13 protein-coding genes are annotated in these 14,238 nt (G+C 34.4%); 2 read left to right on the top strand and 11 right to left on the bottom strand.

All coding sequences use genetic code 11. The features are described 5' to 3' along the window. Nucleotides 1-89 precede the first annotated feature (89 nt). From VB694_RS12280 to VB694_RS12265, 4 genes are all read right to left on the bottom strand, one after another. A complete protein-coding gene (locus tag VB694_RS12280; protein WP_323360604.1) occupies nucleotides 90-3,494 on the bottom strand; it encodes a helicase-related protein in 3,405 nt (1,134 codons plus the stop codon). A gap of 8 nt (nucleotides 3,495-3,502) precedes the next feature. Then, the gene (locus tag VB694_RS12275; protein ID WP_323360603.1) at nucleotides 3,503-3,850 is read right to left on the bottom strand and encodes a DUF86 domain-containing protein; all 348 of its coding nucleotides are present in this window, start codon (nucleotides 3,848-3,850) and stop codon (nucleotides 3,503-3,505) included. Further along, nucleotides 3,840-4,130 (bottom strand): nucleotidyltransferase family protein, encoded by a 291-nt coding sequence (locus VB694_RS12270; protein ID WP_323360602.1) that lies wholly within the window; start codon nucleotides 4,128-4,130, stop codon nucleotides 3,840-3,842. The genes VB694_RS12275 and VB694_RS12270 overlap by 11 nt, the downstream gene beginning before the upstream one ends. 134 nt (nucleotides 4,131-4,264) lie before the next feature. Further along, nucleotides 4,265-4,555, bottom strand: a complete 291-nt coding sequence (locus VB694_RS12265; protein ID WP_323360601.1) for a DUF4351 domain-containing protein — start codon at nucleotides 4,553-4,555, stop codon at nucleotides 4,265-4,267. 193 nt (nucleotides 4,556-4,748) lie between these two features. On the opposite strand from VB694_RS12265, the gene VB694_RS12260 reads away from it, so the two are divergent. Then, entirely contained in the window at nucleotides 4,749-5,501 is a 753-nt protein-coding gene (locus VB694_RS12260; protein WP_323360600.1) for a Uma2 family endonuclease, read from the top strand. A gap of 58 nt (nucleotides 5,502-5,559) precedes the next feature. Here the strand turns inward: VB694_RS12260 and VB694_RS12255 are convergent, their stop codons facing one another. The 7 genes from VB694_RS12255 to clpP form a co-directional block, all read right to left on the bottom strand. Beyond that, a complete protein-coding gene (locus tag VB694_RS12255; RefSeq protein WP_323360599.1) occupies nucleotides 5,560-8,964 on the bottom strand; it encodes an Eco57I restriction-modification methylase domain-containing protein in 3,405 nt (1,134 codons plus the stop codon). Between the two features lie 282 nt (nucleotides 8,965-9,246). Then, on the bottom strand, nucleotides 9,247-9,693 hold the full coding sequence (locus VB694_RS12250; RefSeq protein WP_416233482.1) for a DUF29 domain-containing protein: 447 nt from the start codon (nucleotides 9,691-9,693) through the stop codon (nucleotides 9,247-9,249). A 39-nt stretch (nucleotides 9,694-9,732) separates the two neighbouring features. Continuing rightward, nucleotides 9,733-10,179: a DUF29 domain-containing protein gene (locus VB694_RS12245; RefSeq protein ID WP_323360597.1), complete on the bottom strand. Its 447-nt coding sequence runs from the start codon at nucleotides 10,177-10,179 to the stop codon at nucleotides 9,733-9,735. Nucleotides 10,180-10,365: 186 nt separating this feature from the next. Further along, the gene (locus VB694_RS12240) at nucleotides 10,366-10,812 is read right to left on the bottom strand and encodes a DUF29 domain-containing protein (RefSeq protein WP_323360596.1); all 447 of its coding nucleotides are present in this window, start codon (nucleotides 10,810-10,812) and stop codon (nucleotides 10,366-10,368) included. A gap of 45 nt (nucleotides 10,813-10,857) precedes the next feature. After that, on the bottom strand, nucleotides 10,858-11,751 hold the full coding sequence (locus VB694_RS12235; RefSeq protein WP_323360595.1) for an alpha/beta hydrolase: 894 nt from the start codon (nucleotides 11,749-11,751) through the stop codon (nucleotides 10,858-10,860). A gap of 156 nt (nucleotides 11,752-11,907) precedes the next feature. After that, a complete protein-coding gene (gene clpX, locus VB694_RS12230; protein ID WP_323360594.1) occupies nucleotides 11,908-13,248 on the bottom strand; it encodes an ATP-dependent protease ATP-binding subunit ClpX in 1,341 nt (446 codons plus the stop codon). Between the two features lie 10 nt (nucleotides 13,249-13,258). After that, a complete protein-coding gene (clpP, locus tag VB694_RS12225; protein ID WP_323360593.1) occupies nucleotides 13,259-13,957 on the bottom strand; it encodes an ATP-dependent Clp endopeptidase proteolytic subunit ClpP in 699 nt (232 codons plus the stop codon). 75 nt (nucleotides 13,958-14,032) lie between these two features. On the opposite strand from clpP, the gene VB694_RS12220 reads away from it, so the two are divergent. After that, nucleotides 14,033-14,238 (top strand): hypothetical protein (locus VB694_RS12220; RefSeq protein ID WP_323360592.1); only part of this gene is annotated, 206 nt, incomplete at its 3' end.

Below are 14,238 nucleotides of genomic sequence, written 5' to 3'. Positions count from 1 at the left end.
GTCGTAGGGCGAAGCATTTGGAAAATAGACTTGGAAAAAAATGATAATTGAACGCCCGAATGCTTCGCCCCTACTCTGCATCCTGTCGTCTATTCTCCTGAAAATAACCCTAATGAACAAATGATTTGCGCTTCTTGTTGTGAGTCTTCAGGATGAATAATACACAGTGAATTATTATCACGCAAAGAGATAATCATTGTCGCTAATTGTTCATCACTAATACCACTTTTCAACTGTCGATTAATTTTCACAACAGTGGTTTCTTTTAATGGATAAAGATAGATTTCTTCAACAGCCTTTTTCAAAGTTAACCAATCTTCTCCTAATGTAAATAAAGGTGTTTTAATCTCTGTTTTCTTAATATAATTATCTAATTTATAATATGTTCTATATCTTGCGCTTTTAGAGCTTCCTAATTGTCCTCCAGTTGATTTTTGTTGTTCTAATACTAAATCAGCCCCTTGGGAGACAATTTCATGGTGTTGAGGATGCTTTTCTAAAGGTGGTGTATCCCTATTACATCTAGCCATTCTTAAAATTCTCATTTGTGATTGAGTAACACTTTTTCCTTCCCTATTTATCCACGCTAAAGCATCTGTACCATCAGCAGTTCTAAGATACATTAACACCCCTTCAGGATCTAAATTTGTTTCTTGATGATAGCGAGTAGAATAGATGACGTTAGGCAGATTTTTGATGATTTTTTCTAAACTCGGATCAGCATCTATAGCATTTTTCCAAATTTGAAAAGCTTCTGAAGTCAGATCAACTTCTCCTTCTTCTGCTTCATCTAAAATACCTGATTTCTCATGATAAAGATCAAGTATTTCTTGATAGGAAAGAGTATCTTCAAAAAATAATTCATCTGTTCCCACTACATTAGCATTTTGTTGTAATCTTTCCCCCAATCTTCCGCGCAGATTGATTAACTCTTCGACTCCCTCCGCAGGTAAAAAGGAATAACAGAGAATTTCCGAAGCTTTTTGGCCGATTCTATCAACTCTTCCTGTTCTTTGAATTAAACGAATAATTGCCCAAGGTAAGTCATAATTAATAATTATCCGACAATCTTGTAAATTTTGACCTTCACTTAAAACATCCGTAGCAATTAAAATTCTAATTTGTTGTTTTTGGGGAATATTTTGTTTGTTACTTTCTGGACTAAAACGATATGCTAAGGTTGTCGGATCATTAATTTTCCCGGTGACTAATGCAGTTTGGGGAATATTTGCTTTTTCTAAAGACTCTTGTAAATAACGTGCTGTATCAGCAAATTGAGTAAAAATCAAAATCTTCTCATCTGCATGAGTTTCTGTGACTAATTTTTGCAAAGTTTGAAATTTTTGATCTTGTTGATAATTCCATTCTCCACAGTTATTTAATAATTTTAATAATGATAAAGCATCTTCCTGTAAATGTTTTTTTAATTCAGCATTAAATAATCGAGAATTTAACCATTTAAACCGTTTTGGATATTTACTTTGATAAAGTTCATAAATAGCTTGTGCTTGGCGTTTATATTCTGCTTCTTTATTATTTAAACTTGCAAAACTAATTTCCTCAGTTTCATCATTATCATCATCAGCTATTTCAAAATCTAAAGCTGTAGAATTAACACTATCAGCATCTTCATCATTATTATAAGTATCTAAAAACTCGGCATCTTGTGTACCAATAGGAATATCTAACTGATTTTCTAACCCATGTAAATAAACATAATTTCGTAAAATGTGACGTTCTAAAGATTCTAAAAAAGCAATACCACTACTTTCTAATCTTTTAAATAAATTCGTGCGACAAAAACCCATTAACCTTCTTCCCGCACGAGATAAACCATTTAAAATTTGTTGTTCTGTTGCTGTGGGAGGTTGTTTATATTTATCTAAAGTATAATTTCCTAAACCGTAACGGGGTAAAGAGAGAGAATTGATAATTTCGACAACTTCACTAGCATATAATTTTCCATAGTGATCATTTTCGGTATTACTAATAGTGAATTTAGCAGTTTTAGGAATCCGCACCGGAAAATATGAACGAGTACCATCAGTAAATTGTAAATATTTGCGTCCATTCAGAGGATCTGTATCAGCATAATTATTTTTAATAAAACTGCGAGTTCTTCTAATCATATAACGATTCATTAATTGTTGCCAATCTTCAAAAGATTCGCTTTTTTCAAATGCTGCTAAAGTTCGCATATCAGTTTGGGGATATTTGCGTTTAAATTCTTTTTCATTCCCCAATTCTCTAATTAAATGTTCTGGTTTAATTCCTAAATCTTTGGATTCAGGAATAAATAAACGCAACTGTGCAGATAAGTCAAAATAGCTTTTATTATAGGGAGTTGCGGTAAGTAAAATACAACGACTTCCGCTTTGTTCTATATATTCTTTAATAGCTGCATAACGTTGTCCATCTCTATTTCTTAAATTATGACTTTCATCTATTAAGACTAACCGAAAACGCGCGGGAATTGTGGGTAAGATTTTAGTAACTTTACTAATAGAAATTACTGCACCTCTTAAACCATATTCTTCTCGATATTTTTCCCACATAGAAACGAGATTTTTAGGACAAATAATTAAGGTACTAATGCCAAAATCTTCTTCGATAATTTTCGCTATTGCTGTTCCTACTAATGTCTTTCCTAATCCTACCACATCACCAACCATCACCCCACCACGACGGTTAACGTAATGCGCGGCTATTTTCACCGCTGCTGCTTGAAAAGGAAATAATTGAAAATCAGAAGGGATTTGATATTGACTCAAACCATCTCGCGCTTCTTGAGAGAGATGATAAGCCATTTTCAGATACACATAATAAGGATCAATTAACTTGTCTGTTGCCCAACTTTCATCTATAATATCTGCTAATTGGTCAGAAATATCTAAACAAAATCTATCTTCCCAGCGTTCATTAAACCAAGTTTGTAATTTATTGGTAGCATCATGATCTAATATATCTACATTCAATTCTCCTTGTGCTGATAATCCTGAAAAGGTTAAATTACTACTTCCTAAAAAACCGATAGCGGGTAAATTGGCATGATTTTGAGGAACTAAATATAATTTCGCGTGGAGAGGATGACGTAAATAGAGTTTAACAATTACTTTTTGAGATTTTAATTGTGATTTAAGTCTTTTTAAACCCAATTCATCAGCATTATTTGGTTTTCCGATCATTAATTGTTGTCGAAATTCATGAACTATGCGTTTTTGTAGTTGCAAAGATTTACTTGTATCTATAGGTTTATGAGATATTCCTAAACCTAACATTTCCTGTAGTTCATCTTTGGGGAGTTTTTGCATTCCAATTAATAACCGACAACTATTATTTTCTCCTCCGCTAAATTGTTCAATTTCCTCTTGTATTAATTTCCATCCTCGCAAGTTAAAATAACCCACACAAAAATCAGCCCTATTGGCAGATTGGAGGCTTTTTTTGAGTATAGGTAATAGTTGATCATTAATATTATCAAAAATCCGGGGCATAGTTTTTATTAATTACCAAATTCTTGTTGAAAAATATCCTCAATTTGTGCTTGCAGTATAGGAACTTTATTCTGCACGATATCCCAAATTGTTTCATTTTCTAGACTGAAATAAGCATGAGCTAAAACATCTCTTAAACCTGCTATTTTCCGCCATTCTACTGAAGGATATCGCTCTCTAGTTTCCATCGGTACTTGCTTAATTGCTTCCCCGATGATTTGCAGATTTCGCAGTACAGCATCAAACCTTAATTCATCTTCAAAAAACTGAGCATATTCCATACCTTCCGTATATCGTAAAACTTTATTGCAACTATTTAAAATATCATCAAAATACAATCTGAGACTACGAGACATAGATAACCTCTGATTCAACTACATCTCTAATTTGAGGTTTTAACATCTTTTTACTAACTACATCTACTGGATATCCTAAACTATCCTCCAGAAAAAATTTTAAATCCATATAACAGTCAAATGTCACTTTTCCCTCAAACTCTACTAATAAATCAATATCACTTTTAAGCGTCGCTTCATCTCTCGCTACCGAACCAAATAAACCGAGAGATTTTACACCATAACCTCGAATCTCTACTGCATGATCTTTTAAAAAAGTGATTAGTTTTTCTCGTTTCATTTTTTTAACTCCTTAAACATTTTACTAATTTAGATATTATAACACATTTCCAGATCCCCGACTTCTATCATCAATTTATCATTTATTCACAAGATTTATCAAAGAAGTCGGGGATCTTTAATTATCATCAAATCTTAATCTGCAACTTTTGCTAACCAAGCAAGTAAATCATCCACATTCTTAAAATCTAATAATGCTTCACTCAACTCTTCTAAAATATGTAAGGATAAACCAGCAACAGAACCGCGTATTTTCGGCGATATTTTACCAAACCGCTTACTCAACAGTCGCATGACTAAATTAAAAGTTGCTTCCTCTAGTCCTTCTTCTCGTCCTTCTTCTCGTCCTTCTTCTTTTCCTTCTTCCCGGCCTTCTTCTTTAATTTCTTGATAAACTCTTGTTTGCTTGAGTGTGATTCCTAACATAGATTCTACCTCTTGACAGTTGAGCATAAAGTTTATTCAAGATTTTATTAATTACGTATTGTTTATACTTGTTATGCCCTAAATAGTTCAATAAATGTAACTAATTACAACTTAATTTTCTCATCATTAACAATCAAATGATATAATAATTAACATAAGATATTGTCTCCCTTACTCCCAGGAGTATTCTATAATGACTCAATCTTTAACCTCAGAAATTACCAATCGTAAACCTAGTCCTGATGATTTTGAAAAACCTGCTATTCCTGATCTAACGGATGCGATTATTGATGATGGAGAACCAGTGGATAATTTAATTTCTGAAAAACAACAACGTTTATTAGTTTCTTCTCTTTATAGTTCTTTTAATGTTAGTGAACCATTTTTAGCTACTGCTAATGTAGGTTTATTTTATGCAGCGAATAAACCTCCCCTTGTTCCTGATATTATGTTAAGTTTAGAAGTTACTTTACCAGAAGATTGGTCAGAGAAAAAAGATCAATCTTATTTTACTTGGAATTTTGGTAAATCTCCAGAAATAGTTATTGAAATAGTTTCTAATAAAGTGGGAAATGAATTAGGAACTAAATTAAAAGATTATACCCAAGCGAGAGTAGGTTATTATGTGGTTTTTGATCCTTTCTATTATTTAGGAAAATCAAATCTTTACATCTATCAATTAATAGGTGTTAATTATCAATTATTATCTACAAATTGGTTAGAAGGAGTAGGTTTAGGTTTAATTGTTTGGGAAGGAGAATTTGAAGGGAAAAACTATCAATGGTTAAGATGGTGTGATGAAAAAGGACAACTTCTATTAATAGGAGATGAAAAAGTAGCAATTGAAAAACAACGCGCTGATGAAGAAAAACAACGTGCTGATCAAGAAAGAAAAAGAGTAGAATATTTAGAGGAAATTTTGCGATCGCAAGGAATAAACTTTTAATATGAGGTTAATTCAGATCCCCGACTTCTATGATTAATTTATCATTTATCCACCAGATTTAGTTAAGAAGTCGGGGATCTTGTAATTCCCGATAAGCCTTTAAAGCCGCATCTTTCACCGTTTCTGCAACAATAGGAAAGGTACTCAATATATGACTAAATTCCCCTTCTGTTAACCCATATAAATGGGCAATTATTCCATCTAATTCTGCGCGGATTTTCCCTCTTTCTCTCTCGTCTGTAATTCCGTTTTTATGACTTTCTAAACCAACTTCTTTCGCTAATTCATCATATTCTGGTGTTGTACATATTAGTTTGGCCGCACGTTCTACTATTTCGTTAAAATATGCGTCTTTTTCTGTTAATCTGGGTACGGGTAATTGATAAATGTAGAACATATTAATGTTCGCAGAAACTGTTTGACGCAAAGCGAAATCAACAACAAAACTGTTGAGTAAAGTAGAAATTACTAATAGTTCTTTAGTATTGAAATTGGGCGTTGCTAAATTTAACGAATTACCACAAAAGACATTTTTAGGAACAATACTTCCAATTAAAGTACGAATATCTGTATTTCTAGCAATTGCACGATAAGCAAAACGATAATACTGATAATCTAATTTTATGTTTGTATCATGTTGCTTTTTTTTCAAAAATGCTTTTCTTGCTTCTGATTCATTTATCCAATATTTAGGTTGACTCCATTGATGGGTAAATTGATGAATCATTTTCCCTTCATATAAAGGTAATCTTCCCTTTTCTGGTTCAGTTTTAAACAAATAAGCATCATCAGTCATATTAAATTCACGATGTAATTCTAAATTCCATTTATCCTGAATTTCTTCACCCAACAAAGGAAACCGACTCATTTTTTCAGCTATGACAATATCTAAATCAGATTTAAACTCCATTACCGAAAGAGAATCAGGGGATAACTGTTTAATTAAATCGACAGAAATATTCATACAATCATTATCAGGAAAACTATTTAACTCTCCTACATCATGACGCATAAACTTAGCAGGAAAAGATAAAGTTTTATTGCCATTTTCAAAAGTCAAAACCACAAACTTAAACCGACTATCAACACCTTCAAAAATAGCTTTTCTATTTTCAAAACAGAATAAACCAGTTATCTTAGTTTGAGAAAATAACATTTCTCGCAATTGCTTACATCCTAAATCAGTATAAATACCGCTAGGAATAACCAAACCACATTCACCATGTGGAGAAAGTAAATTTAAACATTGTTCTACAAACAACTTATATAAATTAATATCTTTACCATGTCTTTTCCCATCAATAATAGGAACTTGATTTTGATATTGTTCAGCAACTCTAAAATATTCTCTTGTGTGAACAAAATTACTTTGATATTGTAGCCAATTATTTTTAATATCCTCATTGACTAATAATTTATCAATTTCATGTTTAAATTCCTTTAAAGACATTTTATTTTTAAAAATATTGTCACTATATTGAGAAAAGAATTCTTTTCCATTAGGTTGAAAAGTTTCCCAAGGAGGATTACCTAAAATAATATCAAAACCACCTTTAGCAATAATTTGATCAAAATGATAACCCCAATGAAAAGGTTTTAACCCTTCCATATCAGCAATATTTAAAACCCGTTTAGTAGCTTTTCCCTTTAACTGCACTTCCTCATATTTAATCTTTAAATTCCCAAACTCTTTTAATAACAATTCATTTAACTTAATCATTGATTCTCGGTTAACATCATGAATATGATGTCTCAAACTTTCTAAACGATCTTCTTGTTCAGTTCCTTCAACCTCTCCGATAATAAAAGCGTGTTCCTTATACTTCCTAATACTTTCATTTTTTTCATTTAAAATATCTTGATACTTCCTAGCATTTAATAGTTGTAAAATATCAGGATTTTTCAGATTTCCCTGAATATCAAAACGTTCATTATCAACCCGAATTAAACCAATTAAAGAATTACCTGCCATAATGTTAAAATCAACATTAGGTAAAGGTTCTAAATCATCAACAGTTTTCGCAGAAGCAACCAAACTTAAAAACAAGCGTAACTTTGCAATTTCCACCGCTTCCTCCATGATATCCACACCATAGAGATTATCTGTAATTACCCGTTTTTTGATGTAATAATCTAAAGAAGGATGATCTTTTTTAATCTTACTTAATCTAGCTTGATTTGACTCATTTCCCGAAACTTGAATAAAGTCAAAAATCGCCGTATAAATCTTAATTAAATGTTGTAAAGCAGCCACCAAAAACGCCCCACTACCACAAGCAGGATCTAAAATTGAAAGTTGAGGTAAAACATCATCTAATAATTGCTGACACAATTGATTATTCAGATGTTCAAAAACCTGAACATTACCAATTTTCTCACTAATAAATTTATTAATAGTCCGTTCACAAAGATAATTAGTAATTTCCGGTTTAGTGTAATAAGCCCCAAACTCCTTTTGGTTAATATACTTCTCAAAAATATACCCTAAAACATCAGGATTAATTTCATCATCCTTACCGCTTGGAGTATCATCTAAATGCCAAGTATAACCAGAAAATAACTTAAATATATCTTCAAAACCAGCATCACTAATGGTAATTTTACCGTGATATTTCTCCTCAATAATATGGGGTAAAAATAAACCACCATTGATATATTTAATCTTGCCAATTAAAGCGGGAGTTTCATCTTTACGGAACTTCTCACTTTTACCAAAACCATCAAAAAACAAAGTTGTGAGAAACTCTTGATAATATAAATCTGTACCTCTAGTTTGACTAATTTTTAACTTATCTTGTAAATAATTAGTATTACCATGATCTAAAAATCCCTTTTTCTGGAGAAAATAGATAAACATCAACCGATTCAAAATTACCGAAGCGTACCAATTAGCATCTTTTAAATTATCTATTCCTTGAATAAAGGTAACAAATTTCCGATGTTCTAACTGGAAATCATCAAAAAACTTTTTAGTAACCTTATCAATATCAAAAGCGTTTTGAGTGCGTTTAGTAACGTCAGTTAAAGTTAAACTTTCTTCCTCAGCAAAATCAATAAATAAAGATTCTAATTTTTGAGTTAATAACTCTCCAGATTGAGTAATATTAAAAGTAGTTTCTTTGCTTTTGGTTTTAGTTACAGATTCTCTTTTTACCCATTGCCAAACTTGTTTTTCTTGGTTTTTATCAGTATAAATAATTAAATGTTCTTGACTATAACTTGTAATTTCTGTATCAATCTTTTTTCTAATTTTAGAAATAGGTAAAATCCCCTTATCAGAAACACAATGATAAACCATCATCCCGCGTTTTTGGGCAGTAGCTTCTATGGTATAATTTTCTTCATCTACAGTTAAATAAATGGGAGAAGTTTCAGCATAATCCCAACCCAATTCTTCAATAAATAGAGATGTAAAATCAGATAATTGCAGATATTTTTTAACTTGACTGCGATTGAATTTCATAAAACACACTCCTGGTATATATAAAATAGTCGGTTTTAACAGACTTTAGCTATGAGAGGATGTTTGAAAAGCGAATATAAAGATGCCTCCGGTTCCCGTTAGGGATACGCTACTACACAAGCGAAGTCCACCTATTCCTTCGGTCCCGTAAGGGATACGTGGACTAATGAAAAATCAAGGCTTCTGAACCCACGTTCGCGGAGCGTTCCGAAGGAATAGGTGGGTTTTGTCTGTGTAGCCGCGATTTATAATCGCTTTTCAAACTGGATTTCTGGATTTCTATTAACCAAAATAATCAATATCTAACAACTGTTCAAGAGAATAAGGACATTGTGGGGGAAAATTCACATTAAAACCTGTTTTTTCCTGAACATAACCCAAAGCATCTTGATAAACAGTTGTAAAAATAGAACTCAAATAATTATACAGATTAGTTGTTAATCTATCTTTTAACTGTACTCGAAAACTTCTAATTTCTGAACGCCAATGATTTTTATTCCTATCATATTCTTCCTGCCAAAATTGCAGTAATAAAAGATGTCTTATAATTTGTTCCAGTAAACTTTTAACTTTATGTTGATCTCTTTTTGCCAATGATTCCAACTCCTCAATTAAGTTCTGTAAATCTAAATCATCAAAACGTCTTTGTTTTAATAATTCAATAGTTTCTAATAACCACAAATGGTCATCAGTTTCATAGAGTTGTTGTAAATACTCCAAATTACTCATTACACTCATAACTTCACCTCTTATTTCACCAATTCCCAATCACCCAAAATAATCAACATCTAACAACTGTTCAAGAGAATAAGAACATTGTTTAGGAAAATCCACTTTAAACTTAGTTTTTACCTGGACATATTTTAAAGCATCAGCATAAATATCTAGCATTTCTTGAGATAAATAATTACGTAAATTACCAGTTAAACGGCGTTTTAATTGGTTTCTAAAACTGACAATTTCCGCTTGCCAATGATGACCATTTCTTTCTACTTCTTCTGTCCAAAATTGCAGTAATAAAAGATGTCTAATAATTTGTTCTAAAAGACTAGCAACGGCGTTTTTCTTTTCATTCCCCAAGTCTTCCAACTCCTCAATTAAATTTTCTAAATCTAACTCATCAAAACGCCCTTGTTTTAATAATTCAATATTGGCTAATAACCATTCATAGTCATCAATTTCATATAGTTGTGATAAATTAGTCAGAACTTTCATATTTTCACCTCCTAATTATTTGATTATAGCAAAGTTTAAGGCGAATATAATATGGCTACGCCACGCCAAAGGCGAACGCTACTATACAAACAAAGTCCACCTACCTGGACTGAAAGAAATTAAACCCACGAAGGTGGGTTTTGTCTGTGTAGCTGCGATTTTTAATCGCTTGGTATAAGATATAATTTAACCAAAATAATCAATATCTAACAACTGTTCAAGAGTATAAGGACATTCTTCAGGAAAATCAACTTCATAATTAGTTTTTCTTTGGACATATCCTAAAGCTCTTTGATAAATTTTTAGTCTTTGTCCAACTAAATGATTACGTAAATTTGCTGTTAATTTAGCATTTAGTTGATCTCGAAAACTATAAATTTCAGCTTGCCAATGTCCAGAATTTCTTTCAACTTCAATCTGCCAATATTGGTATAATAATAAATGTCTAATAATTTGCTGTAATAAACTTTCTACAGCATTTTTCCTTTCATTCCCCAAGTCTTCCAACTCCTCAATTAAATTCTCTAAATCTAATTCATTAAATCTACCTTGTTTTAATAATTCAATATTGGCTAATAACCATTCATAGTCATCAGTTTCATAGAGTTGTGATAAATTAGTAGTAACTATCATAAATTTACCCCCTATTTACCTCTAAAATAACACACTATGCAATTATCAATTATTCAAAAACTCGCGCACCTTTTCCAAGTAAGTTTTTGGGTCTTCCAACATGGGAAAATGGGCAGTATTAGGAATCAAAGCAAACTCAACTTTGTCATTTAATGATGCTGCGTGCCGTCCCATCTCTGCCGGAATAATAATGTCATATTCTCCCGCTACCAACAGCGTAGGAACAGTCAAATTAGCAAACTCATGGGGCATTAATTCCGCTTGTTCCTTACTCACAGAAGTAAAAATTGTCCCTATAGCTGCATCATAATCAGCATCAATAAAATCTTGTAAAAAAGCTTGTCTTTCGGATTTGGGAATAGGACTATGCAAAAATCTCGCCATAAACATTCTGTCAGCTAAGGGTATTTTCCCTAACCATTTAGGACGGAATTTAACTACCATTCCCCCGAATTTATAAAAAGCAGCAAAGGCTTTTTCGTCATATTCAAAAATACCGCTACAAGTTAAAATCCCCTTTTCCACTCGTTCGGGGTAGCGGTTAAAAAATAAAGTAGCAACAGAAGCACCCATTGAATGGGCATTAATATAGACACGATTAAGATTTAACTCATTTAATAAAACAGCTAAATCTTCCACATATTCTGTTAATTCATAACTTAACTCAGCAATAGCCGCAGCTTTTTCCTGGGTAGACTGCGACTCAACTACAGACTCCGCAGCTTGGTTAATAGTGGGTTTACCATGAGAACGCCCAAAACCCCGCATATCATACAGCAAACAATCAAAATTATCTAATAAAGCCTCAGCTGTACTGCGCCAATATCTAGACGAACCAGCCCAACCATGAATAAAAACCATCACAGGCTTTACCACATCTGATGGTTGTTTCATCCATTCGTAATAATGCTCAACACCCCGAACATTTATATAAGCCATTTTTCACAATTAAAAATTCGGAACAGGGAACAGGGAACAGGGAACAGGGAACAGGGAACAGTCAAAATTAAAGAACTTCTTCTGCCTTCTGCCTTCTGCCTTCTGCCTTCTGCCTCCTGCCTCCTGACTCCTGACTCCTGACTCCTGACTCCTCAATTACGCTGATTCTGGTTTAGGTAGTGAAGAGGGATGTACTATCAGTTCAGCAGTAGAACGTTTTTCAACCATTTCCCGCGTCACTGAGCAGCGAGTTACGTCTTTACGAGATGGCAACTCATACATCACATCCAGCATCAATTCTTCCACAATACCCCGCAACGCCCTTGCTCCAGTTTTGCGACGATATGCTTCTTGAGCGATCGCTTTTAACGCATCTGTTTTAAAATCTAATTGGACATTATCCATCTTCAGCAGTTTTTGGTACTGCTTCACCAAGGCGCTACGTGGTTGGGTAAGAATCGCCATGAGCGCATCCTCATCCAGTGGGTCTACAACGGCTACCATTGGCATCCGCCCGATAAATTCGGGAATCATGCCAAATTTCACCAAATCATCCGGTTGCAGATGACGGAGTGTATCTGCTGCCCGTTTTTCTTTAGATTGCCCTTCCCCTGATTGCACAAAACCAATTGACTTTTTACCCACTCTCTGATCTACGACTTTTTCCAAACCCACAAACGCACCACCACAGATAAACAGGATGTTACTGGTGTCAATCTGGATACAATCTTGATAAGGATGCTTGCGTCCGCCCTGGGGTGGTACATTAGCAATTGTCCCTTCTAGCATTTTCAACAGGGCTTGCTGTACCCCTTCCCCAGAAACATCTCTGGTAATGGAAGTGTTTTCACTCTTGCGGGCAATTTTATCAATTTCATCAATATAGATAATTCCCCGTTGTGCTTCCTCCACATCCAAATCTGCCACCTGCAAAAGTCGCAGCAAGATATTTTCCACATCTTCCCCAACATAACCCGCTTCTGTCAGAGTTGTGGCATCTGCAACAGCAAAGGGTACATCCAGGATTTTGGCCAGAGTTTGCGCTAACAGGGTTTTACCGCAACCAGTCGGTCCCATTAATAAAATATTGGACTTTTGTAGTTCTACCGCATCATCAGCCCCACCTTTACCATTACCTTTAGACTGAGCAATAGCTAACCGCTTGTAATGGTTGTAAACTGCAACTGACAAAACTTTTTTCGCTTCGTCCTGACCAATTACGTGTTCATCTAAATATTTTTTAATCTCTCTTGGTTTGGGGATTTGGTTAAATGAGAGATTGGCAGAATTAGTGCGGCGTTTTTGAGGTGCTTCTGCGTTTGGTGCAGGTTGGGCAGCCGCACCACTTGTATCAAGTAACTCTTCATCTAGGATTTCATTACACAAGTCCACGCATTCATCGCAGATGTAGACTCCCGGACCCGCGATTAGTTTACGCACCTGCTCCTGAGACTTGCCACAAAACGAACATTTTAAATGGGAGTCGTATTTAGACATACCAAGCCTCTTATTTCAGAATGGTGACGGTTTCCCCTGCTGAAGGCAGGTTTTGTCTAGAAATAACCTGATCGATTAAACCGTAGTTCTTTGCTTCTTCTGCTGACATAAAAAAGTCGCGTTCTGTATCTGCTTCAATTCTTTCTAAGGGTTGACCAGTATGATGAGCCATTAACTGATTCAAGTTGCCCTTAATGTAAAGAATTTCTCGTGCCTGTATTTCAATGTCAATTGCTTGTCCTTGAGCGCCACCAAGGGGTTGGTGAATCATAATCCGAGAATCAGGCAAAGACATCCGTTTTCCTGCCGTCCCAGCGGTTAACAAAAATGCCCCCATACTTGCTGCTAGACCAAAACAGATGGTAACAACATCAGGACGTATTTGTTGAATAGTATCATAAATTGCCATTCCTGCGTAAACTGAGCCACCAGGAGAATTGATGTAAAGTTGAATATCCTTTTCTGAATCTTCAGCGTCCAGGAATAGCAATTGGGCAACTATTGAATTGGCTACATTATCATCTATGGGCGTTCCCAAAAAAATAATCCGCTCTCGCAGTAAGCGTGAGTAGATATCAAAAGCCCTTTCTCCCATACCAGATTGTTCTACCACCATCGGTACGATGTTGTTAGGGCTACTGTAGTTACAGCTAATGCCAATGGGACTCAAGCTGTTGATGGGGTAATTTCCTGACTGCGATACAATCATACAAAATTATTTAACAATAAGTGGGACAGAGTTTACAGCCCTGATGGCTGCTGTTTTCAGGATGGAAATTTGTATTTGAGCTATGTTTTAACCATTATGCCTTATCTTCAGTTGTTTCTGTTGGCAGCAGGGGATTGGGGATTGGGGATTGGGGATTGGGGATTGGGGACTGGGGACTGGGGACTGGGTATTGGGGATTGGGGACTGGGGACTGGGGATTGGGGATTGGGGACTGGGAAAAGGTTTTTACCAATTACCAATTACCAATTACCAATCACCTA

The organism is Anabaena sp. UHCC 0451 (genome assembly GCF_034931405.1).
Classification (GTDB): domain Bacteria; phylum Cyanobacteriota; class Cyanobacteriia; order Cyanobacteriales; family Nostocaceae; genus RDYJ01.
The sequence above is the reverse complement of the archived record's forward strand: the minus strand, read 5'-3'. Positions and strand labels throughout refer to the sequence as shown.

Bases quoted from the DNA above. Each gene is read 5' to 3' on its own strand.
- clpX (WP_323360594.1), bottom strand. From the start codon at position 13,248: ATGTCTAAATACGACTCCCATTTAAAATGTTCGTTTTGTGGCAAGTCT.
- VB694_RS12235 (WP_323360595.1), bottom strand. From the start codon at position 11,751: ATGGCTTATATAAATGTTCGGGGTGTTGAGCATTATTACGAATGGATG.
- VB694_RS12280 (WP_323360604.1), bottom strand. From the start codon at position 3,494: ATGCCCCGGATTTTTGATAATATTAATGATCAACTATTACCTATACTC.
- VB694_RS12240 (WP_323360596.1), bottom strand. From the start codon at position 10,812: ATGATAGTTACTACTAATTTATCACAACTCTATGAAACTGATGACTAT.
- VB694_RS12245 (WP_323360597.1), bottom strand. From the start codon at position 10,179: ATGAAAGTTCTGACTAATTTATCACAACTATATGAAATTGATGACTAT.
- VB694_RS12265 (WP_323360601.1), bottom strand. From the start codon at position 4,555: ATGTTAGGAATCACACTCAAGCAAACAAGAGTTTATCAAGAAATTAAA.
- VB694_RS12260 (WP_323360600.1), top strand. From the start codon at position 4,749: ATGACTCAATCTTTAACCTCAGAAATTACCAATCGTAAACCTAGTCCT.
- VB694_RS12270 (WP_323360602.1), bottom strand. From the start codon at position 4,130: ATGAAACGAGAAAAACTAATCACTTTTTTAAAAGATCATGCAGTAGAG.
- VB694_RS12250 (WP_416233482.1), bottom strand. From the start codon at position 9,693: ATGAGTAATTTGGAGTATTTACAACAACTCTATGAAACTGATGACCAT.
- VB694_RS12255 (WP_323360599.1), bottom strand. From the start codon at position 8,964: ATGAAATTCAATCGCAGTCAAGTTAAAAAATATCTGCAATTATCTGAT.
- VB694_RS12275 (WP_323360603.1), bottom strand. From the start codon at position 3,850: ATGTCTCGTAGTCTCAGATTGTATTTTGATGATATTTTAAATAGTTGC.
- clpP (WP_323360593.1), bottom strand. From the start codon at position 13,957: ATGATTGTATCGCAGTCAGGAAATTACCCCATCAACAGCTTGAGTCCC.